The 25,363-nt window shown below is 47.6% G+C and carries 19 protein-coding genes; 7 read left to right on the forward strand and 12 right to left on the reverse strand.

The genetic code is table 11. The annotated features are described in order from the left end of the window. Nucleotides 1–39: 39 nt before the first annotated feature. The gene (locus tag G3352_RS18340) at nucleotides 40–1,197 is read right to left on the reverse strand and encodes an epoxide hydrolase family protein (protein WP_163758613.1); all 1,158 of its coding nucleotides are present in this window, start codon (nucleotides 1,195–1,197) and stop codon (nucleotides 40–42) included. A gap of 204 nt (nucleotides 1,198–1,401) precedes the next feature. On the opposite strand from G3352_RS18340, the gene G3352_RS18345 reads away from it, so the two are divergent. Together G3352_RS18345 and G3352_RS18350 are read left to right on the forward strand one after the other, a co-directional pair. After that, nucleotides 1,402–1,983: a hypothetical protein gene (locus tag G3352_RS18345; RefSeq protein WP_163758615.1), complete on the forward strand. Its 582-nt coding sequence runs from the start codon at nucleotides 1,402–1,404 to the stop codon at nucleotides 1,981–1,983. Between the two features lie 200 nt (nucleotides 1,984–2,183). Then, the gene (locus G3352_RS18350) at nucleotides 2,184–3,953 is read left to right on the forward strand and encodes a glycoside hydrolase family 13 protein (protein ID WP_163758617.1); all 1,770 of its coding nucleotides are present in this window, start codon (nucleotides 2,184–2,186) and stop codon (nucleotides 3,951–3,953) included. Between the two features lie 237 nt (nucleotides 3,954–4,190). Here G3352_RS18350 and G3352_RS18355 read toward each other — a convergent pair whose 3' ends face one another. Genes G3352_RS18355 through G3352_RS18365 form a run of 3 tightly spaced genes read right to left on the reverse strand, consistent with a single transcriptional unit; the run spans nucleotide 4,191 to nucleotide 8,397 of the window. After that, on the reverse strand, nucleotides 4,191–5,603 hold the full coding sequence (locus G3352_RS18355) for an ANL family adenylate-forming protein (RefSeq protein ID WP_163758619.1): 1,413 nt from the start codon (nucleotides 5,601–5,603) through the stop codon (nucleotides 4,191–4,193). After that, a complete protein-coding gene (locus tag G3352_RS18360; RefSeq protein ID WP_163758621.1) occupies nucleotides 5,600–7,021 on the reverse strand; it encodes a cysteine peptidase family C39 domain-containing protein in 1,422 nt (473 codons plus the stop codon). The genes G3352_RS18355 and G3352_RS18360 overlap by 4 nt, the downstream gene beginning before the upstream one ends. 2 nt (nucleotides 7,022–7,023) lie before the next feature. Next, nucleotides 7,024–8,397 carry an alpha/beta hydrolase-fold protein gene (locus tag G3352_RS18365; protein ID WP_163758623.1) on the reverse strand — a complete coding sequence of 458 codons (1,374 nt, stop codon included), beginning with the start codon at nucleotides 8,395–8,397 and terminating at the stop codon, nucleotides 7,024–7,026. Between the two features lie 485 nt (nucleotides 8,398–8,882). On the opposite strand from G3352_RS18365, the gene G3352_RS18370 reads away from it, so the two are divergent. Further along, a complete protein-coding gene (locus tag G3352_RS18370) occupies nucleotides 8,883–11,042 on the forward strand; it encodes an alpha-amylase family glycosyl hydrolase (protein WP_163758625.1) in 2,160 nt (719 codons plus the stop codon). 99 nt (nucleotides 11,043–11,141) lie between these two features. On the opposite strand, the gene G3352_RS18375 is transcribed toward G3352_RS18370, so the two are convergent. From G3352_RS18375 to G3352_RS18390, 4 genes are all read right to left on the reverse strand, one after another. Then, nucleotides 11,142–12,428 carry an MFS transporter gene (locus tag G3352_RS18375; RefSeq protein ID WP_163758627.1) on the reverse strand — a complete coding sequence of 429 codons (1,287 nt, stop codon included), beginning with the start codon at nucleotides 12,426–12,428 and terminating at the stop codon, nucleotides 11,142–11,144. Nucleotides 12,429–12,586: 158 nt separating this feature from the next. Continuing rightward, on the reverse strand, nucleotides 12,587–13,423 hold the full coding sequence (locus G3352_RS18380) for a sugar ABC transporter permease (protein ID WP_076290382.1): 837 nt from the start codon (nucleotides 13,421–13,423) through the stop codon (nucleotides 12,587–12,589). Further along, complete coding sequence (locus tag G3352_RS18385; protein WP_163758630.1) at nucleotides 13,420–14,775, reverse strand: carbohydrate ABC transporter permease; 1,356 nt, start codon at nucleotides 14,773–14,775, stop codon at nucleotides 13,420–13,422. Before G3352_RS18385 ends, G3352_RS18380 begins: the two co-directional genes overlap by 4 nt. A gap of 95 nt (nucleotides 14,776–14,870) precedes the next feature. Further along, nucleotides 14,871–16,157 carry a sugar ABC transporter substrate-binding protein gene (locus G3352_RS18390; RefSeq protein WP_163758632.1) on the reverse strand — a complete coding sequence of 429 codons (1,287 nt, stop codon included), beginning with the start codon at nucleotides 16,155–16,157 and terminating at the stop codon, nucleotides 14,871–14,873. Nucleotides 16,158–16,615: 458 nt separating this feature from the next. Between G3352_RS18390 and G3352_RS18395 the strand changes: the two genes are divergently transcribed. After that, nucleotides 16,616–17,644, forward strand: a complete 1,029-nt coding sequence (locus G3352_RS18395) for a LacI family DNA-binding transcriptional regulator (RefSeq protein ID WP_163758634.1) — start codon at nucleotides 16,616–16,618, stop codon at nucleotides 17,642–17,644. A 125-nt stretch (nucleotides 17,645–17,769) separates the two neighbouring features. Here G3352_RS18395 and G3352_RS18400 read toward each other — a convergent pair whose 3' ends face one another. Next, entirely contained in the window at nucleotides 17,770–18,528 is a 759-nt protein-coding gene (locus G3352_RS18400) for an SDR family oxidoreductase (protein ID WP_163758636.1), read from the reverse strand. A 191-nt stretch (nucleotides 18,529–18,719) separates the two neighbouring features. On the opposite strand from G3352_RS18400, the gene G3352_RS18405 reads away from it, so the two are divergent. The 3 genes from G3352_RS18405 (at nucleotide 18,720) to G3352_RS18415 (ending at nucleotide 21,346) form a co-directional block, all read left to right on the forward strand. Continuing rightward, on the forward strand, nucleotides 18,720–19,328 hold the full coding sequence (locus tag G3352_RS18405; RefSeq protein WP_163758638.1) for a TetR/AcrR family transcriptional regulator: 609 nt from the start codon (nucleotides 18,720–18,722) through the stop codon (nucleotides 19,326–19,328). 167 nt (nucleotides 19,329–19,495) lie between these two features. Next, nucleotides 19,496–20,536: a cupin domain-containing protein gene (locus G3352_RS18410; protein WP_163758640.1), complete on the forward strand. Its 1,041-nt coding sequence runs from the start codon at nucleotides 19,496–19,498 to the stop codon at nucleotides 20,534–20,536. 102 nt (nucleotides 20,537–20,638) lie between these two features. Next, the gene (locus tag G3352_RS18415) at nucleotides 20,639–21,346 is read left to right on the forward strand and encodes a YoaK family protein (protein WP_163758642.1); all 708 of its coding nucleotides are present in this window, start codon (nucleotides 20,639–20,641) and stop codon (nucleotides 21,344–21,346) included. A 112-nt stretch (nucleotides 21,347–21,458) separates the two neighbouring features. On the opposite strand, the gene G3352_RS18420 is transcribed toward G3352_RS18415, so the two are convergent. The 3 genes from G3352_RS18420 to G3352_RS18430 all read right to left on the reverse strand — a co-directional run bounded on the left by G3352_RS18420 (nucleotide 21,459) and on the right by G3352_RS18430 (nucleotide 25,112). Next, on the reverse strand, nucleotides 21,459–22,598 hold the full coding sequence (locus G3352_RS18420) for a toxic anion resistance protein (protein WP_163758644.1): 1,140 nt from the start codon (nucleotides 22,596–22,598) through the stop codon (nucleotides 21,459–21,461). A gap of 81 nt (nucleotides 22,599–22,679) precedes the next feature. Next, nucleotides 22,680–24,368, reverse strand: coding sequence for a vWA domain-containing protein (locus tag G3352_RS18425; RefSeq protein ID WP_163758646.1), 1,689 nt, complete (start codon nucleotides 24,366–24,368; stop codon nucleotides 22,680–22,682). A 12-nt stretch (nucleotides 24,369–24,380) separates the two neighbouring features. Further along, nucleotides 24,381–25,112: a hypothetical protein gene (locus G3352_RS18430; RefSeq protein WP_063566066.1), complete on the reverse strand. Its 732-nt coding sequence runs from the start codon at nucleotides 25,110–25,112 to the stop codon at nucleotides 24,381–24,383. Nucleotides 25,113–25,363 lie beyond the last annotated feature (251 nt).

Consider the following 25,363-nt stretch of genomic DNA (forward strand, 5'->3'; position numbering starts at 1 on the left):
GTCGGGACCTTACGAAAGTTTACCATATATATAACTATATTAATTATTCATAGCTCGAATCGGTCTGTAGAATGCCCTGATATCATCAGCCAGCAACTCCGGTTCTTCCAAAGCCGTAAAATGCCCTCCACTAGGCATGGAGGTCCAATGCGTTACGTTCAGGTTTTGCATCGCCCAAGACTTGGGCGGCAGCACGATATCCGCAGGAAATATGGCAATGCCTGTCGGAACTTCTATTCGGCCCAATGGTGGCAAGGAATGTGAATTTTCGAAGTACATACGTGTGGATGATCCTATGGTGTTCGTAACCCAATAGATCATAATATGAGTCAGCAACTCATCCTTGCTAAATAGTTGATCGAGGTCACCTTTACAGTCGCTCCAAGCATGAAATTTCTCAATGATCCAAGCAGCCAAACCTACTGGCGAATCGGAAAGCCCATACGCAAGTGTCTGAGGTTTGGTTGATTGAATGGACATATAACCCCCCTCTTGTGAAATCCATGTTGAAGCATTTTTCTTGTACTCTCGTTCTTCCTCCGAACGTTCAGCCTCATCCTGGGAAGATAAGAGATCTCTTATGATACCAATATCCGTTAAGTGGATACCAACTAGAAGTTCAGGATTATTCGATGCCAGATAACGTGTAACACCAGAGCCAATATCTCCACCTGCAGCAGCGAATTTGTTGTAGCCTAATTCTTTGGTCATTAGTTTGGCCCACATCTGGGAGACATAAGAATTGTTGACGCCAGGTTGGTCAGGCCGACTAGAGAATCCAAATCCAGGAAGTGAAGGCACAATGACATCAAAAGAGTCCTCTGGATTACCTCCATGACTCGCGGGATCGGTCAGGAGAGGGATAATCTTTTGATAACGAAGATAGCTATCCGGCCATCCATGGGTAAGAATAATCGGCAGTGGGTTAGGCCCTTTACCACGCTCATGTACGAAGTGCACATCCACCCCATCCAACTGGCAATGAAACTGGGAAAATTGATTCAGCCTGGACTCTTGTGCTCGCCAGTCATAATGATCTCTCCAATAAGAGACAAGTGATTTTAAATAACTAATATCTGTTCCTCGCCCCCAACCCGAGTCTACCAATTGATCTGGCCAACGGATGTTATGCAGCCGATATTGCAAATCGTCCAGAACTTCATCGGAGACATGAATATGAAAACGTTCAACAGTCATCAATATTTCCTCCCTTTTTGTTGATTCACAACGTTATTATATCCTTTTAAACTTGCATCTTGCACGGTTATAACTGAAGCAAACAACATCAAATCGCCATCCATAGATTCCATCTCTGTAAATCGATTCCTGTAATTTCTTGTCGTGATATGTTAGATTATCCATTGGAATAATATCACATATATAGATAGGGGAAATTAGAACGTGAAGAAATCATGGGTACTATCAATTATTATGAGTTTTGTTTTGCTCGGCGGGGTATTCGCACCTGCAGGGTCGTATGCCGCTGCTGCGGATGACTCAACTACTACATATTCGGAAGACGAATACTATGAAGAAGTTGACACGTCAGAACAAGAACCGATCCCTACAGCCGAAGAAGAAGATTTCTTGAACTACCTGGATCAACTGGATAGCGCATCCGTATATGAGGAGAAAGCATTCAACGCTTTGGGCGGTGGATTTTACATTACATCTTCCAATCGCAAGTCCGTTTTCTTGAAATTGACCAACACAGCGATTCCTAACTACACCAAATATGTTTCCAAGCTGAAGCTGATTAAACCGCAAAATACGGAACTGCAAAAAATCCATGCCAACTTGATCAAAGGTAGTTATACACAGCTGGAAGGATTCCAACTCGCTAAAAAGGCTGTCTCCAAAACAACGGTAAACAGCGCTGTCCTGAAACAAGCCAATGCCAAAATTGATACCGGCAAGAAAAGTATCGAAAAATATCATAAAGAAATTTCTGCTTATGCCAATAAGCTTGGGTATGATTTTTAAAAAATAGTACCCGAATTTAAACGGTGAATTCAACTCATCATTTCAGGAAAAAAAAGTGTTTTCTTTTTCCGATTTAGTTCGTATAATAGCACTATAATCAAAAGGCTATGCTGCCGAAAGGTACAACCTCGTGAACATTGGGGTTGTGCCTTTTTTGCGTTTATAGCCATATTATCCATCCCAGATAAGGAGTGAATACTATGTTACTTGAAGCTATTTATCATCGTCCCAAAATGAATTGGTCCTACGTATATGACCGTTCCACTATGCACCTGAGGCTCCGTTCCAAGCGGGGCGACCTGGATGCTGTTATCGCCATCATCGGGGATAAATATGCATGGGATCGTACGGTCCTCCACCTTCCAATGCGAATCTTTGCCCGTGATGCCCTGTTCGATTATTGGGAAGTGGAAGCGCAACCACCTTACCGCAGATTACGCTACGGCTTCCAACTGATCGAGGGAGAAGAATCGGTCTGGATGACGGAACGGGGATTCGAACAGGCTCTGCCTGATCATCCGTTGGAATTTTTCGATTTTCCATTTATGAATCCGGTGGATTTCTTCGAGGCACCTGCTTGGGTTAAGGATGCTGTATTCTATCAGATCTTCCCTGAACGTTTTGCCAATGGTGATCCGTCGATCAGTCCAAAGAATGCTGAACCCTGGGGCGGTGAACCGACGCCTGTCAATTTTTTCGGAGGTGACTTGCAAGGCGTTCTGGACCACCTCGATCATCTGAGCGCACTTGGCATTAACGCCATTTATTTCTGCCCGGTGTTCCAGGCTACAACCAACCATAAGTACAATACCGCAGACTACCTGAGGGTCGATCCGCACTTTGGCACCAATGAGAAATTGAAGGAGCTTGTGGATGCATGCCATGCACGTGGGATTCGGGTAGTTCTGGACGCAGTGTTTAACCATTCAGGCAGAGAGTTCCTTCCATTCGCGGATGTGCTTGAAAAAGGGGCTGCTTCCCGTTATGCGGATTGGTTCCATGTCAGAGAATGGCCGGCACGTATCGAAGACGGTATCCCCACATATGATACCTTTGCCTTTGAACCCCTTATGCCTAAACTGAACACGGAGCATCCCGAGGTTAAGGAATATTTGCTGGAGGTGGCCCGTTACTGGATTCAGGATATGGGTATCGACGGTTGGAGACTGGATGTTGCCAATGAGGTAGACCATCAATTCTGGCGTGAATTCCGGCAAACGGTCAAATCACTTAACCCGGATGCCTATCTGCTAGGCGAAATCTGGCATGATTCCATCATGTGGCTGCAGGGGGATCAGTTTGATGCGGTCATGAACTACCCTTTCACGAATTCAGTCATGGATTACACTGTGCTTGGCAAGCTGGACGGTCTTGGATTCGCCAACGAGGTTGGCAAACTGCTTGCTGCGTATTCACAGCCTGTAACCGAAGCAGCTTTCAACCTGCTCGGCAGTCATGATACGCCAAGACTGCTCACCCTATGTGAAGGGGATGTACGCAAGATGAAGCTGGCTGTCATTCTGCTGCTTACGTACCCAGGCGCTCCTTGTATTTACTACGGTGACGAGGTAGGGTTGGATGGTGGCTATGATCCAGGTTGTCGCAAATGTATGGAGTGGGACGAACAGAAGCAGAACAAGGATCTGCTCGATTTCTTCACCCAAGCCATTGCCCTGCGTAAACAACACGCTGCATTGCGCAGTGCGGACATCTCCATGATTTACGCGGAAGCCGGAGACCCGTGTATTGCCATCGGACGCAAGGATCAGGATACGGGGAAACAATTCGTACTCGTCCTGAATGCAAGTGAAGAACCACGCAGTATGGAGTTGCCACTACACCAAGGAACTTGGCGTAATGTATTCTCAGCCACAACTCGGGAAACTCAGCAGAACAAGCTGAAGCTGGACTTGGAAGCGTACGGTTTCTCCCTGTTGCAGTTGGATGTCAAATCACACGTGAAGGCATAACATTTTGCTTCATTCTAAATCCTTTCTCCGATGAGACTCTTGGTGCGTCGCATGAGGCTATCTCCCATTAAATTGTGTGAAAGGATATCTCTCGTACGAATCACTTCGACTCTGTTCAACAAAAGGGGAACCGTAGATGCGTAATGCATCCAACGGTTCCCTCTCCAATTACAACTTACAACTCATGATGTCCCCTGCTGCATTGGCATTCATGAGTCACTTTATTCATTCGTTCATTCAGTATTGTGTCCCTTCCAAATCTTCCTCCAGGCTTGCCGCAACCTCATCCCGAACGGAGCAGTTTGGACCTGGATTTCTTATTTTCTTCATTCTTGGGCTTGTTAATGTCTCCTGGGTAATTACAATCTTTTGCGGGATTTTGTACTGGGGCAGCTTCTCTCGGCAAAATTCCCAGATTTGTCTGCGCAGTTCCGTAAGAGGCTGCTCAGCTGTAAGTCTGACCGTGGCCTTCACCATCTGCCCCATAATTCCACTCGGTTCCCCGCTCACCACAGCCGTTTCGATAGCATCCATTTGCTCCAGAATACTCTCCACTTCCGCAGGGTAAACCTTACGCCCGCCTACATTAATGATCTCGGAGCGGCGACCCAAAATGCGAATGTAACCATCCTCCATCTCCGCTTCATCCCCGGTCTGGAGCCAGCCATCTTCCGTGAACGGAGACGGAGCGTTCAGATATCCGATCATGGCCGTTGTCGTTTGGATCTCAAGCAGCCCGTCCACAATCCGATAACGGACTTCCCCATCACGAACCGTAAATAGCAATGAACCCGAATCCTTTGAGCGTGTCGGCAGAATGCCAATCTCCGACATACCGTAAGCTTGCACCGTACGTACATTCGGAAACTGTCTATTCCATGCGATAAGCAGCGCCTCTGGCATAACCTCTGAACCATAGGAGACCACTTCGAGACTGGATAGATCGAACTCCGGATAGACTCCGCTAAGGAGCAGCAAATTCATGAACGTTGGTGAGACTGGCAATGCCTGAACACGGTACTTTTCAATGGTTTTGCATACTTCCAGGGGGGAGCGATCCGGTATGACGCATAAACAGCCGCCGCTGGACAAGGATTGCAGCATTGTGTTTAAGCCACCAATGTGATCAAACATCATGAAAGGGATCGTACAGAGCGGTCGAACTTGCCGCCTAAACCCGTGCAACAGACGATCCGAGCTGTGAACAGCAGCTTTGCTTCGTCCTGTCGATCCGGATGAGAAGATCACCAGACCTGCTTTCTTTTCCTGACCCAGCCTGGCCAAAATCGGGGACCGACTGCCTTGAACAGAGCAATGTCTGGCTATAACTTCCCCTTCCCCAACACTCATGCGCCATTCCGCCTGAGCGAGCGCTGTATACTCATTCCGTTTGCCCTCAACCAAGTGTCGATCCATCGGAACCACAATACAATTCCGCTCCAGAAGAGCGATCAATGCCGCTGCGGCATAAGGAGAATAATCCTCTTCAAGCACAACGATCATCCCTTCGAGCCCTTCTGTGGAAATCCACTGGCTAAAGGTGTGAATCTGATCCAATAACCAGTTATAACTATACTGCTCGTCCTTCCATACCAACGCAGGGCGATGGTTATACGCGGCGAACCGTTCCAGAAGAAAAGTGATATTCATCCCTTATCATCCTTTGGGAAATGTTTCAATTGCGCCTCCAGATACTCAATCAGTGATTCCACCGTTCGATAAGGACTTTCTGGCATGGAAGCTGCCGCCAATTCAGCGAGGGTTATCCCTACACCGAACGTATCTTCAACACTTTGCTCGACAACCGCAAGTAGAGTTACAAGTTCAAGGGAGTCCAGTCTTCCCCGACTTCCATATAGGGGCGCCTGCAAGCCATGCTCTAGTGAAATAGGCGCATTATGGTACCGATTAAGCTCATCGCAGCTGTCCAGCACAATCCGCTCAATGACTTCCCGATGTGAAGGCGTAGGCGCGGGATTTTCCACAGTCGATGGAATCTGTCTGAAGCGATCGGCATGCTGATGTGTAGTCATTAGCGCTTCGTACCAGCGTAATTCGTCCGCCGCCAATTGTTCGATAATATCCGTTAACTGCTCACGCCATTCAGGGCTTCGTTTCATTCTGGCGATCTGCAGCAACTTGTGCGCCTGTTCCCACCGGGCTATCATTGCACCGAATTCCTCAACATATTTATCATGAGGAGAATCGAGCCATTTGGCTGCTTCCTCCAGCAAATCGCGGAAAAAGTAGCGGCTCCAGCGCATGTCGAACAGGAACGCGGAGATGGCTTTCTCCTGTTCCCGATCCACCTCGGCATTCGGGTGCAATCTTTGTAACAATTGTGATGTGACAGCCTGTCCAAAATAATAGCTTCGATTGCCCTCCCAGATCGTTCTGCCCGAGATGAATTCATGGGCCTGCGTCGCCAGAGCAGAGCGCAACATGTTTCGGTAGCCTGCAGCGTCGAGTGTCTCCACAGCACGGATCTCCATCGTGCCATATGTCCGTAATGTTTCTTTGCGACGGGCTATTTCGAGCTCGGAGATATTTTTGTTTCCTTTCCAGAACTCCTGGAAATCAGGTGATGATACAGCTCCCATGTATTTGGAGGGAACGGGGTCATAGACATAGAACTGCTCCTCATCCATTCCGTATACAGCCAGCCAATGATCGACCAGATGCAGGCGTGAATCTTGTTTAACGAGTTTATGAATATACTCGGGATTTCGATAATCATCCCCATAAGGCAAGCAATAACTTGTGCCTGTAACGACCAAAGGCCCCTCATTTTCAAGCCGTTCCCGAATATATGCCTTTCCTTGTTCGAAGCTGTCAAACTCCCGTTCTCCAAACACTTCCCATATCGGCTCCTCATAATCCAGCTTATGAAAGTAAGGCTTGATTAGGCCACGATCCGAACAGGAAGTCAGACTATACAAGCGGCTGGAAGCTAACAGGCCGAGACTGCTTATCGAGCCCTGACGCTGAAGGATTTCGTGAACTAAAGGAAAATTACAGGGATAATAATACGGAATATCCATCGTTGGTTGAAATGGTTGACTAATCATGGCTACCTCCTGTTCCCGGCTTTGGCAGCTGTGCTGCCCCAAGACTGGATTTTGTAATGAAGAGACAGGTTATCATGGGCACGAAACACCCGATTGGGAAGTGCCTTTCCATCTGCATCGGTTTCAAACTGCCGGAAGCCTCGCGTGAATCTGAACCGAAATCCGCTGTCACGTGGAACCTCGAAGCAGCCCTCATAATCGCCACCTCCGGTGTGCAGAAGCTTCATGCCCATGCCTCCGTAGATCGAGTCATCATACATGTCTTGAAACGGTACCTCGGCACTCATGCAGACTGTCACGTGACCCGATAATTCTTCCACAACCGTGTACATCCGTGATGCCGTCAACTCTCCCACCGTCAGGGTAACAACTGCATGACCCATCTTGACAGGAACCAGTTCCCCATTGGGTCGAACCTCAAGAACATCGGGTTGATCGGAATGATATTCCCCTTCAAGCACACTCATGGTGAACCCGCTGTCGTAATGAAGCAGCGCATTGATGTGCCCGCTCATGCCGCCCTTCAATCCGATAACGTCCCTTCCCATCAGTTCCAGAGAGACTGGATTGCCGATTCGGCCAAACATGTACAGAAGCGGAAGGTGAACCCGCTCTCCCCAATCCGCTTCCTGATGACCTGCATCCGGCTGTTCCAGAAATGCGATGTCCTCGCCAGGCTTGTATCCCAGTTCGAGCATCTGATGGACTACGTTCCTTACCTGGGAAGGAAGAAATAATCCTTCTGCATCCCCTATATCCATCCACATTCGAATCGGAGCACTGCCCTCAGGCATGAGGTACATATCCTCCTCCTGTAACCTGCTCTCCGACGTTTCATCCAGCTGCACATCCACGAAAAAGGGAGAGAGCATGATCAGTTTGCCAAAAATTTCAGGATGACGTGTTCCTATATGGAAGGTGCTGAGTGCCGCTGCGGAAGAACCAAGCAGTCCCGTATTGTCCTTGTCTGGAAGTGTGCGGTAATGATCGTCAATGAACGGTTTCAGTTCATGAATGATAAAGTGTTCATAATCCAGGCCTGAGCAGCCCACACTCACCGCTTCTCTTGCAGGCGCAATGAAATGATAGAATTCATTGTGTGTAACTGGACGAACATGGGCAATTCCGACAATGATCAGTCCATCCATCAAGCCTTGATCAATCAGTTGGTCTGCCGCCTGATCTACGTGCCACGTTTCATTTCCCGCAGTCGAAGAGCCGAAGGCCCTCTGACCCGCATGCATGTATAACACTGGATAGCGTTGATCCACATGCTCCTTATATCCTGGTGGCAAATAGACAAAAATCTTTCTTGTGTTGTCCAGCCTGGACGCCTTGAAACCTTCCACACATTCGATAACAGAATGAGTGTTCACTGATCCATCAACCGCCTCTCCTATAGATTTCGCTTTTACACTACCGGGGTTTCCCTGTTTTGTTAGTCCTGCTTCGTTCTTCCCTCGGCTACATCGACAAACAACCCCGTCTCTGAAGAGACGGGGTTGTTTTAAAACACCGAAATGTTCTAAAATGCATAGCCCTTATATTGGTGGGTCTGCGAATAGTTTAAATCTGTGGAGCCTGATTTGTAAATATAGAAATAGAAAAAAAATGCTCAAGAAAAAGTTATTGACAACCAAACCATTATTTAATTATCATAACGTTGTGATTATAACTAGAGGGCCATGCTTTTAAACCCAATCGGTTTAGGACAACCCCGGTAACTCCAGCAGGAGGTGCCGGGGTTGTTGGCGTTCATAAAGGGGGGATAACATTAAGATAACTTACCAACGTCTAACTTGAAAGCGCTTTTCTAATTAAGAAAGAGAATACACATCTAATAAACGAAGGGTGGATTACCATGTTCAAATGGACCAAGCGAATCATCCTCAGTACCACGCTGAGCTTCAGCTTGCTGGCCGGAAGCGCACTGCCCATATTCCCGGCGGCGTCTGTATTCGCAGATGCTGATACGGCTGTAAGCAACAAGCAGAACTTCAGCACCGATGTCATTTATCAAGTATTTACCGACCGTTTTCTGGACGGCAATCCCTCCAACAACCCTACTGGGGCAGCCTATGATGCCTCCTGTTCCAACCTGAAGCTCTATTGCGGGGGCGACTGGCAAGGATTGATCAATAAGATCAACGACAACTATTTTTCCGATCTCGGCATTACGGCTCTCTGGATTTCTCAGCCTGTGGAGAATATTTACTCGCTGATTAACTATTCCGGTGTCAACAATACGGCTTATCACGGCTATTGGGCACGTGACTTCAAGAAGACCAATCCTGCTTTCGGTACGATGACCGATTTCCAGAACCTGATCAATACGGCACATGCCAAAGGCATTAAAGTCATCATTGATTTTGCTCCTAACCATACCTCTCCTGCCATGGAAACCGACACCTCGTTCGCAGAGAATGGAAAGTTGTACAATAACGGCACTCTGCTTGGTGGCTACACCAATGACACGAACAAATTATTCCACCACAATGGCGGCTCTGACTTCTCCACACTGGAGAACGGTATCTACAAAAATCTCTATGATCTCGCTGACCTGAATCACAATAACAGCACCATTGACACCTACTTCAAGGATGCGATCAAGCTCTGGCTGGATATGGGCATTGACGGAATCCGGGTGGATGCGGTGAAGCATATGCCGATGGGATGGCAAAAGAACTGGATGTCCTCCATCTATGGCTACAAACCGGTATTCACGTTTGGTGAATGGTTCCTGGGTTCATCCGCATCCGATGCGGACAATACCAACTTCGCCAACCAATCCGGCATGAGTCTGCTCGACTTCCGTTTCAACAATGAAGTACGTAACGTGTTCCGTGATAACACATCCACGATGGTTGCCCTGGATTCCATGATCACCAGCACTGCCGCTGATTATGCCCAGGTGAATGACCAAGTGACTTTTATTGATAACCATGACATGGATCGCTTCAAAACAAGTGCCGTTAACAACCGTCGCTTGGAACAAGCTCTTGCATTTACACTTACTTCACGGGGCGTACCAGCCATCTATTATGGCACTGAGCAGTATTTGACAGGTAACGGTGACCCGGATAACCGTGCCAAAATGCCTTCGTTCTCCAAAACAACAACTGCTTTTAACGTCATCAGCAAGCTGGCTCCATTGCGCAAAACCAATCCAGCCATCGCCTATGGAACAACCCAGCAGCGCTGGATTAACAACGATGTGTATGTGTATGAACGTAAATTCGGCAACAACGTAGCCGTCGTAGCGGTTAACCGTAATCTTTCGACTTCCACATCCATCAGTGGCCTGACCACTTCACTCCCTTCGGGTACATACAACGATGTTCTTGCAGGTGCATTAAGCGGCAATAACATTACCTCTACAGGAGGTAACGTCGCTAACTTCACTTTGGCAGCAGGAGCTACAGCGGTCTGGCAGTATACAGCCAATACCACTACACCAACCATCGGGCATGTGGGCCCTACAATGGGCAAAGCGGGTAATACCGTTACCATTGATGGTCGTGGATTTGGTACTACCAAAGGCACTGTCTATTTCGGTACAACCGCTGTTACCGGTTCAGCCATTACATCATGGGAAGATACTCAGATCAAAGTGACCATCCCTGCTGTTGCCGCCGGCAACTATGCAGTTAAAGTCGCAGCGAACGGAGTCAACAGCAACACTTATAACAATTTCACGATTCTTAGTGGCAACCAGGTTTCCGTTCGGTTTGTCATCAACAATGCATCCACGACACTCGGCCAGAATCTCTATCTGACGGGCAATGTCGCGGAGCTGGGTAACTGGTCCACAGGCCCTCTCGCCATTGGTCCGGCGTTCAATCAGGTGATCTATTCTTATCCAACCTGGTATTATGACGTGAGTGTGCCAGCCGGAACGAATCTAGAATTCAAATTCTTCAAAAAGAACGGCTCTACGATTACGTGGGAAAATGGCAATAATCATACCTTCACCACACCAACCAGTGGAACCGCAACCGTTACAGTGGACTGGCAGCCTTAATCCCTTCACCGTCCTATCATTCAACCCGGAGTCAGACGCGATGAGCGTCTGCTTCCGGGTTCTTTGATTAGGCTCGTCCTTATCTATGGCATGCATTAACTATCGATAGGTCCGAATGGATTTTAATCCTACTGCGGAAATAATTCCTACCACCAACAGCAATGCTCCCAGACTCTCCAGCACGGTTTGGGCACCCCACTGATCAGCCAAAACGGAAACCACCGTTAATCCCAAGATCGGGGCTGTACTTGTTATGGTTCCGAGCACCCCGTAGATTCTCCCCTGCAGCTCATCGGGGACCTCGGCACGCATCATAATCTGGGTTAACATCGTACAGCACGCAAACATGGCTCCCCCAGCAACGATCAGCGGCAAGGCCACCAAAGGAGAAGATACATTGGCTAACAGCATATACAGTGGGCCGAGAACCAGCAGACCGATGAACACCCATCGTCCCCTTCGTTTCAGCCGATTGCCTGAGGCAATCAGAATTCCTGAACCCAGCATATACCCCAGTGGAATACATGTCTCAATCAGTCCGAACTGGACAGGATTCGCCTGCCATACTTTGACGGCCATGACTTGAACAAGCATGATGGCTGACATGAAGAAGAGAATCAGCAGTGGATTAAGAATAACGATGGAGCGAATCAGGGGATGTGCAAAGATGTAAGAAAATGAACCGCCCCACTCCTTTACAAACGATCCTCTATGCATCGAAGAGCGTTGTACATCCGGAAAACGCCCGGCCAACATTACACATATCGCTGACAGCAGAAAGGTCACACCCGTAATCATAATAGCCGTAAAGCCCCCAAATGCAGAAACCGCAATCCCCGCGGCGGCCAGTCCACTTATACGGGCGATATTATCAACCAGATGGATGGTTCCTGTAGCTTGCTGCAGATGCTCCCTCCCTACCAGACTGGTTACCGAAGCATGAAATGCAGGCGCCTGAAACAGGCTGGAGAACATCGAAAGGGAAAGCATGAGCAGTACGATTGGAAAAGGAGCATGCAGCACAAACAGACTCACCGCGATGATAAACGCCATAGCCCCACGAAACAAATCCGAAGACAACATCAATGTTCTGCGATCCAGCCTGTCTGCAAACGTACCCGCGAATGATCCGAACAGAAAACTGACGACCATATTACATACTTGTACAGCTGCCATACTCTTCGCACTTCCCGTGGTCTGCAATACCCACAGACTGATGGCAATGCCGTTGAAACAATCACCAAATACGGAGATGCCATAGCCACACAAAATTCTGCGATAAGCAACATTGCGCCAAAGCGCCCTGCTGGCCATTTTCTGACTTTCCGCAGCAGCAAGAGCCCCGTTCGGTCCCAATTCCGGTTCTGGGGACTGTAGCGTTCCCATCGATCTTTTCCTCCTCTTGTCATTCGGATCTCAAACAGCAGGCAGGCGCTTCCGGAGCAGTTCCAGCGATGAATGGAACCTCTCAGAAGCGCCTGATTGGTGGCCTGGGTATGTTCTACAGGCTGTCTATTCGATTTGGTGTTTATCCTCTTATCCTTTTATCCTTTGGAGGCCCCAGAGGTCAGCCCCTGCACCAGGAAGCGTTGCAGGAATACAAACAACAACGTAATCGGAATGGCGATCAGTACAGCCCCCGCAGCAAACATGGTAAAGTTACTGTCCTGATAACGGCTAACCAGATCCCACATGCCAACTGCAAGTGTCCAGTTCTCTTTTGTCCGAAGTACCAGCCGGGCAAAGATAAAGTCCATCCACGCACCAGTAAAGCTGGTTAAAGCTACATAGGTCAGCATCGGCCGGGACAACGGCAGAATGATACTGGTGAACACGCGCAGATGACTGGCACCATCAATTCGTGCTGCTTCATCTAAACTGCGCGGGATGGTATCAAAGAACCCTTTGACAATAAATCCACCCAATACTGCCCCGGACGAATACACCAAAATCAACGCGGCATGGGTGTCCAGCAATTTGATCTGAAGCAAAATAATATAAATGGCAATCATGCTCATGAAGCTGGGGAACATCCCCAGAATCAGCATCGTGGATAGAATGGTCTTACGCCCGCGAAAACGGAAACGGGACAAGGCATACATGCCCAAAGTGACCATAAGCGTTGAGAAAATCATCGTGAAAAAGGCGATTTTCAACGTGTTCAGATACCATGTGCCATACATGAACGACGGGTTGGTAAACAATTCCCCGTAATGGGCCAGCGTGAACGCTTCAGGCCACAGACGTTCGCTGTACAGCGCCGCCCCTGGACGCAGTGACGAGAGAAATATCCACAAGACGGGATACACCGATACGATTGCAATGATGACCAGCAGCACATAACTGATCGCCAGACGCATGGGATTATTGCGCTTTTTCATTGAATCATGTCCTCCTCTTTGAACGATTTGGAACGACGGAAATTCCAGATGGAGAACGACGCAATAATCAGGAAAATAATGATGCCGACCGCCGAAGCCATATTGAACTTGTTGTTATCCAACGTCAGTTTGTACAACCAGGTCACGAGAAGATCGGTTGATCCCGCGTATTGATAATCACCACGCAGCGGATTACCGTTCGTCAGCAGGAAGATGACATTGAAGTTGTTGAAATTCCCGGCAAATTGCATAATAAGCACTGGTGTCGTAGCGAACATGATAAAAGGAAGCGTTATGATGCGGAACTTCTGAAAGCCGGACGCACCGTCTACCTCAGCCGCTTCATACAAATCCCGTGGAATCGCCGTCAGCACGCCCAGGATGAGCACCATGCTGACCGGAATTCCGATCCACATGTTTACAATGACGACTGTAACTTTTGCCCAGAATGGATCGGTTAACCATGGCAGCCCCTCAAGGCCAAAAGCCTTCATATACGTATTAATCGGACCAAACTGTCCGTTGAACAGGTTACGCATCAGAAGCAGTGAGATAATCTGTGGAATGGCATAAGGAAGAATGAATATCGTCCGCCACACCTTTTTGAAGCGAATACCCTTCTGCTCGATGAGAAGTGCAACCAGCACCCCACCAAAATACGTAGTCACCGTTGCCAGAATGGCCCAGATCACGGTCCACGTTAATACGCCAAAGAAGGTATGGCTCCACGATTTAAGCTGGATCAGATCCGTGAATGTCTTGAAACCGACCCAGTCCACCAGCTTGGCAGGCGGAATATGATCCGGTGCCGAGTAATTGGTAAAGGCCAGGGTAATCGTAAACAAAATCGGCATAATGGTGAAAAACAGGATGCCGAGCGCAGGGATGGATAAGAAAAGATACGGGAATTGTTTATCGAGCAGATATCTCAGGGAAGCAGAAGCTCCAGTGGCCTGCTTGCCTTCCTCTCTTAATTTTCCCGTGATGTACGCATCCCGGATATTGAATATATACAGAAGAAGAAAAACGAAAAATACCAAGAGTACTATAATCCCATTGAGCAGCAAAAAGATGGAGTGGTCGCCCTGCTGGAGCACCGTTGATCCATTGACCTTGACGAAACGCTGCGTCTGCTCGCCCAGCGTCCATACTCCCCATACGGCTTGATTCAAACGGGGAATCAGATATGCGAGTCCCACTCCCTCTAAGATCAGAAAACAAATCCCCTTGATCCATTGACGGTTATACAACTGTCCAAGTCCTTGCAGGACAACGGACAACACAGCCGCTGTCATGCGATGCTGTCTTTCTTGATTCGGCTTAACAGTGACTGGAACATGCTGTTGTTTCATTCATTCCTACTCCTTCCCGGCAAGCGAAGTTACCGATCAGTTATAGCAGAGTGCAGAGGACATGTTAGCTTCCTCTGCACCTGCTCTTTCTTTTTTTATTGGACAGTTGCAAGGCTCTCCTTGACTTGTTTGACTGCGTTATCCAGAGAGGTTTTTACATCCTTGCCTCCATCCCATATGTCGGTAATTGCCGCGCTGATGGGACCCCATACGCTATCCATGGCAGGAAGCGAAGGCATTGGGGTGGAGTTGTTGAATTGCTCAAGGAATGCCTTCGTGATTTCATCCCCTTGAATCTTCGGATCTGCCGCCACGTCTTTATTGGCTGGGAGAGTTCCGTTCATCTCAAAGTTGACCATCTGGGATTCGGCACTGGAGAGATAAGCTGCAAAAAGCTTGGCAGCATTCGGATAGGTTGTAAATGCATTGACGTAATATGCCTTGACTCCAGAGAAGGAGGTCATCGGTTTGCCTTCAATCGCCGGGAGTGGCGCAACACCGAAGTCAATGCCAGCATTGCGATAATCGGCGATGGACCAAGGTCCGTTAATATCCATGGCCAGTTTCCCGCTTGAGAAGAGACCCTTCTTGATGTCATAGTTCACATCACCCATCTTCACAGGCAGTACTTCCGATTTCAGCGTTTGCAAGAACTGACCGCCCTTGATGGCCCCCTCATTGTTAAGGCCAATATCCTCGCTGTTCATGCCTTCATCACCGAAGATATATCCACCCTGGGAAGCCAGATAAGCAAAGTTATAATAAAACTGCTGAAGCTCCCACATCAAGGTGTATTTGTTGTTTTTGGTGTCATTAAAGGTTTTGGCAAAACTGATAATGTCATCAAATGATTTCGGTGCTTCGGGATAAAGCTTTTTGTTATAAAACAACGCATAGGTTTCTACGCTGTAGGGATATCCGTATAAAATATCTTTGAAGGTAACGGCTTTAACCGCATTGTCACTGGTAGATTGTGTGGTCTGTTGCTCAAAAATATCGTTCGGCAAGATCAGTCCGGCTTCTGAAGCGCTACCAATCTTGTCATGCGGGAAAACGACTACATCCGCAGCCAATCCCGCAGGTCCGTCCGTAGTGAGCTTGGTCACTTGATCGGTCGGTGGCAATTCCTCGATCTTTACAGTAACGCCGTACTCCTCTTCAAATTTCTTCGCACGCTCCTCGATAAAGCTGCGCTGATTTTTATCCTCCCATATGACAAGGCTCGCGCCCTCTTCTGGCTGAATATTTTCCGCGGTCACTATGGTTTCCCCAGTCTCACCGCTGTCTGTTGTGGTTGGCGCAGCGCCTCCACCTCCGCTTGAACATGCGGTAAGTGCAAGCGACATGAAACCTGCAAGTGCTGCTTGCTGCCATTTTCTCATTGAATTTCCCCCTTTTCGTAGTCTTGATCAATGCTGTACTCGCGCTTTTCACCCGTTATTCTGTGTACTGTTCCTGTATTCCGAAGTTCGGCTTGTATCCGTATAAACACAATACAAACGTTTGCTCATATTAACCTCAGACTGGTCCAATCCTTATGTAATCGGGATGAATATTCTAGGATGTATGTTGATTTAAGTCATGTAAGCGCTATAATAACAATAACATCATACAACAGTAAACTTTGTTTGTACAAACGTTTGCACAAGTCATTTTCGTTCATTTTCCGTCACTTTTGTGGTGTTTCTTTCTGTAATTTCCTATTTGCTTGATCTCCCATCATCTTCCTTTATTTTTCGATCGCCCTCTTCACCATGAAGCAGTTAGCAATTGATTTATCGAAGTCTTTGAATTAACATAGGAGACATGTTGAAATGCTTGTACAGAAGGGATTTTTCACATGATTACAATCAAAGATATTGCCAAATTGGCGGGTGTATCCCCTTCTACGGTCTCACGGGTTATTTCCAACCATCCCAGAATCAGTTCGGAAACATCACTCAAAGTGAAGCAAATCATGAAAGAAATGAATTATCATCCAAATATGATGGCCAAAAGCCTTGTTTCCAAAACGACTCAAACCCTGGGTATCATGCTGCCCCGACCTGCTGAGGAGCTGTTTCAGAACTACTTTTTCGGAGAATTGCTTCGGGGAATCATTACCCATGCCACCCGTATGAATTATGAACTTCTTCTCTCCACCGAAACGTCTTCCAGTGATGAATTGAATGCCATATCTCGTCTGGTACATGGGCGGCGCGTAGATGGCATCTTGCTGCTTGGCTCCAAACGGGAGGACCCGATTATTTCGTTTTTGGAGGCGGAAAAGTTTCCTTTTGTACTGATCGGCCGCAGCGAAACGCATCCTGATGCTCCGATGGTGGACAACAACAATGTACAGACAGCTTTCGATGCAACCACACATCTGATTGCCCAAGGGCATAAACGAGTCGGATTTGTTAGCGGACCACCAGATTTGACGTTGTCTCATGATCGCCTGCTTGGATACAAAAATGCGCTTGAAGAAGCGGGTCTTGATGCTAACAATGACTGGATCGTGGAGGGAGAATTCCTGCAGGAAAGCGGCTTCCGGTCGATGTCCCTATTCATGTCGCTACCCGACAGGCCTACTGCCCTCGTTGTCATCGACGACAATGTTGCCTTTGGCGTGCTTCGCGCTCTGGCCGAGCTGGGATACAACGTTCCTGAAGATATAAGTGTTGTGAGCTTTAACAATATTGCCTTATCGGAACTTGCTTCGCCGCCGCTTAGTTCGATTGATATCGGAACTTATCAACTAGGCTATACTGCGGTTCAGGTATTGTTAAAGATTCTAAATGGTGAACACCTGCCTCAGAATCCTGTTATTATTCCGCACCGCTTGATTGTTCGGGATTCGTCCCTATTTACGTTATCGGGGAATGTGTAGACATGTTTGTGCAAACGTTTGTCCTACTGGCCTAATGTCCCACATTCTCGCCTGTTTTGGACATGTAAAAAGAAGCCCATACACTAGTATGAGCTTCTTTCCATATTTCAGTTATGAACGATGGATTAGTAAGAGCTCCATCCTGCATCTGCCGTTACGACTGTTCCGTTCACGAAGCTGGATTCATCCGAACCAAGGAACAGCGCCACCTGTGCAATTTCTTCACTCGTCCCTACACGTGGATTGATCGCCATGCCCAGCTGTTGTCGCCCTGCACCAAATGGGCTTATCCCGTCCATGGACGAACTGATGTTGGTTGCCACCCCGCCTGGAGCAATTGCATTACAACGAATGCCTTGTTCGGCATACATGAAGCCAGTGTTTTTCGTTAATCCTACCACTGCATGTTTGGAGGCCGTATAGGCTGCACCTGCTCGTCCACCGTTTAACCCACCTGCTGAGGCGATATTCACAATGACTCCTTTTTGTTTCTCCAGGAAGATTGGCAACACTTTGCGTGTTGCACGCATGACACTGGTCGTGTTGATTGCAAATACTCTTTCCCACTTGTCATCCAGAACATCAGCAACTGGCTCCATGCCGTCCATAATGCCTGCATTATTGACCAGAATGTCCACTGTTCCATAGGTGTTAACCGTCGTATCGATCAGGTTCTGAATATCCTCTTCCTTCGCCACATTCGCAACCACAAACGTCGCTTCTCCACCATTTGCCTTGATATCCTCAACAACTGCCTTCGCTGAAGCTTCATTGATATCCGATACAACCACCTTAGCACCTTCTTGCGCGTAAAGTGTTGCAATTGCTTTGCCCATGCCGGAACCTGCACCTGTTACTACAGCTACTTTATCTTGAAGTCTCATAATTGTATCAACCTCCATGTATTCGTTTACAATAAGTTAACAAACAAATGTTCATTAACTCTTATCATTAGTATAATAAGTCATAGCATTCCTGTTCAATCAGTAAAAGCTTGTCCAATTGTACGTTAATCAACACTTCTAATTCCAAATGTACTTTATCTTAAAATACCTGTTTACGAGGAGTACTGCATATGACCGAACTTCCGAGTTCCATGGATCGAAGAATTAAGAAATCCAAAGCGGCACTAAAGGATGCCCTCATCCAATTGATGCAAGAGCAGTCATTCAAAGAAATATCCATTACCGATATCGTACAGCTGGCCGATCTGAATCGGGGCACCTTTTACAGACACTATCAATACAAAGAAGACCTGTTCAATGAGATTATTGATGACATCATTAAGGATCTGGTCTTCTCCTATCGTGAACCTTATCTGGATAAAGAAATATTTGAAGTAAGTCATATGCCCTCTTCGGCAATCAAAATATTCGAACATGTGCATCAGCATGCGCAATTCTACACCCTTGTCGTGAAATCCGAAGCATCGTCCAATTTTCAGCAAATGCTCTGCGATGTTCTGCGTGACCTTGCCCTTCAGGACCTCAACGAAATATTTCCGTCCCAAATCAATCGCGAGCTGCTGGCAAGTTATCAATCCCATGCGATATTCGGCATGATTATTGAATGGATTCGGCAGGAATTCAAACATACTCCAGCATATATGGCAGATGAGTTATTTAAAATTATTAATTTCAAACCCGGTGATATGGTGTGCCATACCTCGTATAAGTCGCCCTAAGTGCAACATGTACAGACAACTCAGCATAAGTTTTGAATGAAAGTCTCTCTTTTTCCTCATATTAATCAGGAATCAATTGAATAGTTTCTCAGAATATGGGTAAAAGGTATGAACGCCATATTTAACTATTTACATGTGTACCTAATATAATATGAGGAGGAATCATTATGACATCTTTCAAATATCGACTCGAACAAAAAGAACCCCGTACAGGCCCAGGCGGTATTACCCGCGGTGCTTCCGTTCGGGATTTTCCTGCGTCCATTGGGATAGCTGGGGTATCCATGCGCCTGGAACCGGGAGGCATGCGTGAATTGCACTGGCATGCCAATGCGGCAGAATGGGCTTATGTGATCAGCGGCTCCTGCCGCACCACTGTCATTCATCCGGACGGACATGCGTACACTGATACATTTGAGCCAGGAGATGTGTGGTATTTCCCACGTGGTTACGGACACTCCATTCAGGGATTGGGACCGGACGAATGTCATTTTATTCTGATATTTGATAATGGTGATTTCTCGGAAGATCACACGTTCAGCATTACCGATTTCCTGTCTCATACACCAAACAACATTGTTGCCCAGAATCTTGGGATTACCCCGGAGCGTGCAGCGAAATTGCCTCAGGGCGAAGCCTACTTCGTCAAAGGGCCTGTCCCTAATGACAGTTCCTCTTCTGGAACCTATCGCCGCAATTCAGAGCTGACGACTCCCCACCGATACCCGCTGCATGCCAAGCAGCCCAGACGTGCGCCAGGCGGCGGAACACAGCGTACGGTTACTGTCGAAGATTTCCCCATCTCCACCACGATGGCCGGATCATTGATCGAGCTGCAACCAGGCGCATTACGAGAGATGCATTGGCATCCAAACGCCGACGAATGGCAGTATTACATTAGCGGCACTGCCGAAATGACAGTATTTCTGGCAGAAGGTCATGCCGTGACAGAGCAATTCGAAGCAGGTGATGTGGGTTATGCGCCAATGGGTGCAGGTCACTATATCAAAAATACGGGAGATGAGGTCTGCCGTGTGTTAATTGGGTTCAACAGCGGACATTATGAAGCTATTGATCTAAGCGAGTGGCTCGCAGGCAATCCGGATGATGTGCTGTCCACGAATCTGGAAATGTCCAAAGCGGAAGCCGAACAGCTTCCGAAGGATACTCTTTTTATCGCACCGGACCCGAATAAATCGAAGTCATAGTTCAACTACTACAGGTACCTATTGAATATAGATTTGGAATAATGATCCTTCTGTCTTATATCACGGAACCAATCCATTATCATGGAAAAGGGGTTGGACATCATGGCTTCTGCTTCCGATTCGACCAGTGATCGTAAACATGTGGGACATACCGTAGAACGACTGGAGCCGGGTCTTTCCCGGCTTTTGTTGTCATGTGTGCTTGTGCTGATCTCCGGTTTCATTGATGCGGTCGGCTATCTGCAGCTGGGGAAAATCTATCTGTCTTTCATGAGTGGTAACAGTACCAAGCTTGGTATCGCGCTATTTGAAGGAGACGCCGCTGTATTAACGAATATAGGTCTGGTCATTTTTTTATTCGTTGTAGGCGCCTTTATCGGTACGTTGATCACAGATCGAGCGGGAAAATGGCGACTGGCGGGCATCTTGGGCTTTGAATCCCTGCTTTTTGCCGGTGCCATTGTATTCTTGCTGTTCCTCCATACCCAGAGCGTGCTTTTCCCGATTGCCGTTGCCATGGGTATGCAAAACACTATGCACCAGATGGTTGCACATGCTGATGTGGGCAAAGGATTTGTGACAGGCACATTATTCGGTATTGGACAGGCACTGGCCAAAGCCGTTCGGGGTAAGGCTCCTGCTTCCGAATGGGCAGTACTCGCTCTGTCCTGGGTTATTTTTGTGATCGGTGCAGCTCTGGGAGCACTGCTATTAACCCAAGGAAGCCTGCTGCTTGCCCTGATAGCTTCACTGGCTCTGCTTCTTCTGCTGATCCCCTATGTCCTCCATGTTCAACGTGATTTGACCTAATCAGCAGAAAAGCAAAAAAAAAAAAACGGTTGAACCAGAGCTTATCTGTGTTCAACCGTTATTCGAGGTCATGCCCGAAACTTCCACTATTACCTTCCGACTGCCTTTCAAACTACAGCCCCAGCTTCTGCCCTTTCTCCAACCGCTGAATCTGCTGCTCCCCGGTATCCGCCAGTTCACGGAACTGATTAATGGTCTCCCGCATCCGTGGCAAGGCCTCCTGCTTATAGAGACTGATGGAGTCGAGCGCGGAAAGAACATCTGTGAAGGCCTGCTTCATCGTATCAACGGAAATGCTGGCCTCATAAGCTTGCTTCTGGATGGCAATGCCCTGATCTTTCAGCATTTTGGACGTACCTGCGATCAGGTCGTTGGTCGTCCGATTAAGCAGTTCAATCTTCTGCAATACAATCTTCTGATTGTAAAGTGCACTCGCGACGGTAACGGCAATTTTCAATGCCGAGATCGTTACATTTTTGGCACGATCCACACCGCGGATCAATTCCTTGTTGTTGCGGATGACAACTTCAATCGCCATGATGCCCTGCTGGTTCACCACCAGCATTTGCTGTAAATCCATGACCCGCTGACGAAGCGGGAACAGCACTTCTTCCGTGATAAAACGGACTTTCTCCGGGTCCTCATTCCGTACTTTGGCGGCTTCGATCTGTGCGTCAATCGACTCATCCATCAGCACTCCAAGCTGAATTTCCTTCTGCAATCGTTTGGTGAGTTCCCGCAGATTTTGCTGTTCAATCTCAAGTGTAGTATTGTCGTTTCTCAAGGTCGATCTGCCTTTATCCAGCGAAGTCACAATATCGGCGATAACCGCGTCAGCCTTCTGGTACTTCAGGAAATAAGCCCGCAGCGGATTAAACAATTTGCCGAGGAATCCGGTCTTGGCGAAGTCGACCACGCTAGGGTCGAGATCCTTCAGTTGCATATGCAGCTCGGTCAAGCCTTTCGCGACCTGACCGCCCTCATCTCCCGTCTTGGACAGATGTCCAACGGAGACTTGAAGCAACGCGTTTTTCTCAGAAGAGGATCTCATCGTGTTCATGCCAAAGCCGTCAATGGATTGCAGAATCTCCTTGCGTTTCTCCAACGATTCGAGATCCAGTGTCATAATCATCTCCACATTGGCATTTGCGACTTGCTGCAGTTCCGCCACCTCGGCAGGTACAGGCTTTATTTCCTCCTCAATCACCTTCTGAATTTCCTTCTGGCTAGGTATCTCCATCGAAAACGACATCCAAGTTCCCCCTTCAATTACGTGCTATATAAAATGGAATAATGAACCTTACATTAGGTCACTTCGAGTGCAGTCCCCGTGCTACATCTGCACGTTGAACAGGTTACCGATTTTGTATACCACATCGTCGGTATCGGCGTTAATGCTTGCCGCTTCGTTAATGCTGGAGATGCTCTCCAAAGCTTTGATGTCCGCGTTATAACCAATCGTGTAGATTGGCACTTTGTACGTCTCAACCAGATCACGAATATCCTTCAGTGTATGACCTTCGTTGGTCTCTCCATCACTTAGGACAAAGATCAGTGGTTTCACATTTGGATTGGTAGCCATATAATCTTCCAGCATCTTCATCGCCACGACGATCCCATCGAAGGTTGCCGTACCGCCACCCGCTTGCAGGCTATCCACCGTACCAACAAACATCGACTGCTGATTCGTATCATACTTGGCAATTGGCAGATTCACCGTTACTCCACTAGAGTAGGAGACGAGGCCGATACTGTTATCTGTGCCCAGGAACTTCTGGCCTTTGCGCAATGATTCCTTGAGTCGGTTCAGCGGTTCGCCGTCCATACTCCCGGATACGTCGGTTACAAATACGGCTGCAATGGGTTTACTGCCGTTCTTTTTCTCTTTCCAAACTTTCTGAGCAGACAACAAAGTGCCACCATCCACTGTGTTCAATTCGGACTTGTAATCCTGCAAGCCGTTGAAGCCGAATTCCTCAGCCGATTGCTGATACTTCGCTTGGGTTACGAATTCCGCATACTTCTTAATGATCTCTTGCTTGTTCTGCGGCAATTGGCCCAGTGCATACAGCGGGCTGTCATGTCTTACGCCAAAAGGTGTAAAGACGTATCCGCTTTTCAGATCTGCGGTGTTTACGTAAGTCTGGTACTCCAGTACAAATGCGTCCAATCGGCCTGACTTAGCTGCCTCACGCATCTGAATGGTTGTGGACGCCGTAAACGGTACGTTCGCTTGGAACTTCTCAAAACCCTCAATCGCTTTCTCTCCAAGCGGATTGGAACTGTCGTATGTGTTGAGTGCCGTCACGAGAAAGTTTAGCCCCGTTGAACTGGCAAATGGATCGGTGTACCCCATCGCGAGCTCATTGTTGGCAATTGCTTCGGTCACGGTTTTTACATTAACCGAGCCGTACGTGTCGACCAGCGCATCATATTTGGCTTTCGAGATGACGATACCAGGAACGTTCCCCACCAGTCTTTTGGATACCAGGTCTGTCTTTACTCCGCTTGCAGCTACCATCTCGCCCCATAACTCATTCGAAGGGGTAAACGCATCAGGCACATATTTACCAGACTTAATATAATCAGCAGCCGTACCGGATGCGATATTACGTAATTTCACTGAAACTTGTTTGCCGCCAAGGGTAATGTTAGCCTTGTTGAACTCTTCGGTGACCTCGGTTAACCAGCCATCTGCTCCGGTTCCCGCCTTTTCGATGGAAGAAAAGATCTCTACATAATCATTCGTTGTATTCTCGACCGTGATCGGAAATTTGGAGATGTCCGGCAGTGATTCAGCCACATCCACCGGATCGAGATCAATCTGTCCCTTCACGGGTTCAGCCGTTGCCGGCGCAATGTCCGCATACAGCTTGCCTAACTCTTTGCCTGCATTCTCTGTCGTTACCTGTGTACTGGATTTACCAACGTTCGACGTCAGCGTAATCCCTGCATATACGAGGCCAAACACGAGTACCAGCATCACGATCGATATGAAAAAAAACTTTCCCTTCTTAGCCATACGTACAACCCCTCACTGTCTGTATAATTTGGTGTGCTTGATTAATTGGTCAATTTCTTGCATACATGGCATTTGTTCAATATCTCCTGCTTCAAAGCTGTCCAGGCGGGAGATTTCCAGCATCAATTGGTCGAGCTTCAAAAGAATTTCCTCATTGGTATGAAGCGAGTTTTTCACATAGCTTAGATAGTCGTTATATACTTTGGTCTTTTCTTGAAAAAGCTTCTGGGGAAGTGTTGCGGATTTGGACTTCATCAGGCTGGCGTACTCCGCTTCATCGAACACATTGAGTCGGTTAAGTACACTTCGGATGTTGAGGTATAACAGCTTCTCCACCTCGAGGGTGACCGAAGCAAACTTCTTGTAACTCAGTTCCCCCGGATCAAATCGCTGATTCAGCACGTTCAGGAGGGTTTCTTTCTTTTTCTTCATGCGGCTTAGTTGAGATAATCCCAATGTGATATCTTCCTCAAGTACTTTAATTCGTCGATAAAAGGATAACGCTTCCACATAATCTTCATGGGTTTCGATATTCTTCACGGGCAAGACTACTGGCTGTCTGAACAACAAGGTGTAGCTTCCATAGAAGAGCGCCATCACGCTGCCGAACAGAAATGTCACCGAGAGCGCTGTCGTAAATGCTCCCCCGCCAAACTCCAGTCCGATGAATCCTGGTGAGAACAATAGAACATTCATGACCACAACGCCGAAGATCAGCCCCAGCAGTTTTATGTACTTTATCATGTAAATCATCAGACCTCCTTTCGCGCTATGTGTTGGACCTTTATGTCGATATTTACCATTGGAACTTTATTTCATTGTACATGATGTTGCCGCATTCGGGTGGATTAATATGGATATTCATAATATACGTGGCTTGGGCTTATCCCATTTCATCTTTAGAGGGACAACGTGGATAAGATTTTGTAACCTCTGGGAAATGAGCCTGGCACCCTTGAACAATCGGTGGCGGAAAAAGAAATGTTATCAGGTAA

It is taken from the genome of Paenibacillus sp. ALJ109b, from assembly GCF_010747435.1.
Lineage (GTDB): Bacteria > Bacillota > Bacilli > Paenibacillales > Paenibacillaceae > Paenibacillus > Paenibacillus taichungensis.

What these genes read in the sequence shown, in the direction of transcription:
- G3352_RS18400 (WP_163758636.1), bottom strand. Translation starts at nt 18,528, where the DNA reads ATGAGACTTCAAGATAAAGTAGCTGTAGTAACAGGTGCAGGTTCCGGC.
- G3352_RS18340 (WP_163758613.1), bottom strand. Translation starts at nt 1,197, where the DNA reads ATGACTGTTGAACGTTTTCATATTCATGTCTCCGATGAAGTTCTGGAC.
- G3352_RS18395 (WP_163758634.1), top strand. Translation starts at nt 16,616, where the DNA reads ATGATTACAATCAAAGATATTGCCAAATTGGCGGGTGTATCCCCTTCT.
- G3352_RS18430 (WP_063566066.1), bottom strand. Translation starts at nt 25,112, where the DNA reads ATGATAAAGTACATAAAACTGCTGGGGCTGATCTTCGGCGTTGTGGTC.
- G3352_RS18425 (WP_163758646.1), bottom strand. Translation starts at nt 24,368, where the DNA reads ATGGCTAAGAAGGGAAAGTTTTTTTTCATATCGATCGTGATGCTGGTA.
- G3352_RS18415 (WP_163758642.1), top strand. Translation starts at nt 20,639, where the DNA reads ATGGCTTCTGCTTCCGATTCGACCAGTGATCGTAAACATGTGGGACAT.
- G3352_RS18390 (WP_163758632.1), bottom strand. Translation starts at nt 16,157, where the DNA reads ATGAGAAAATGGCAGCAAGCAGCACTTGCAGGTTTCATGTCGCTTGCA.
- G3352_RS18350 (WP_163758617.1), top strand. Translation starts at nt 2,184, where the DNA reads ATGTTACTTGAAGCTATTTATCATCGTCCCAAAATGAATTGGTCCTAC.
- G3352_RS18410 (WP_163758640.1), top strand. Translation starts at nt 19,496, where the DNA reads ATGACATCTTTCAAATATCGACTCGAACAAAAAGAACCCCGTACAGGC.
- G3352_RS18385 (WP_163758630.1), bottom strand. Translation starts at nt 14,775, where the DNA reads ATGAAACAACAGCATGTTCCAGTCACTGTTAAGCCGAATCAAGAAAGA.
- G3352_RS18355 (WP_163758619.1), bottom strand. Translation starts at nt 5,603, where the DNA reads ATGAATATCACTTTTCTTCTGGAACGGTTCGCCGCGTATAACCATCGC.
- G3352_RS18380 (WP_076290382.1), bottom strand. Translation starts at nt 13,423, where the DNA reads ATGAAAAAGCGCAATAATCCCATGCGTCTGGCGATCAGTTATGTGCTG.
- G3352_RS18370 (WP_163758625.1), top strand. Translation starts at nt 8,883, where the DNA reads ATGTTCAAATGGACCAAGCGAATCATCCTCAGTACCACGCTGAGCTTC.
- G3352_RS18375 (WP_163758627.1), bottom strand. Translation starts at nt 12,428, where the DNA reads ATGGGAACGCTACAGTCCCCAGAACCGGAATTGGGACCGAACGGGGCT.
- G3352_RS18405 (WP_163758638.1), top strand. Translation starts at nt 18,720, where the DNA reads ATGACCGAACTTCCGAGTTCCATGGATCGAAGAATTAAGAAATCCAAA.
- G3352_RS18420 (WP_163758644.1), bottom strand. Translation starts at nt 22,598, where the DNA reads ATGTCGTTTTCGATGGAGATACCTAGCCAGAAGGAAATTCAGAAGGTG.
- G3352_RS18360 (WP_163758621.1), bottom strand. Translation starts at nt 7,021, where the DNA reads ATGATTAGTCAACCATTTCAACCAACGATGGATATTCCGTATTATTAT.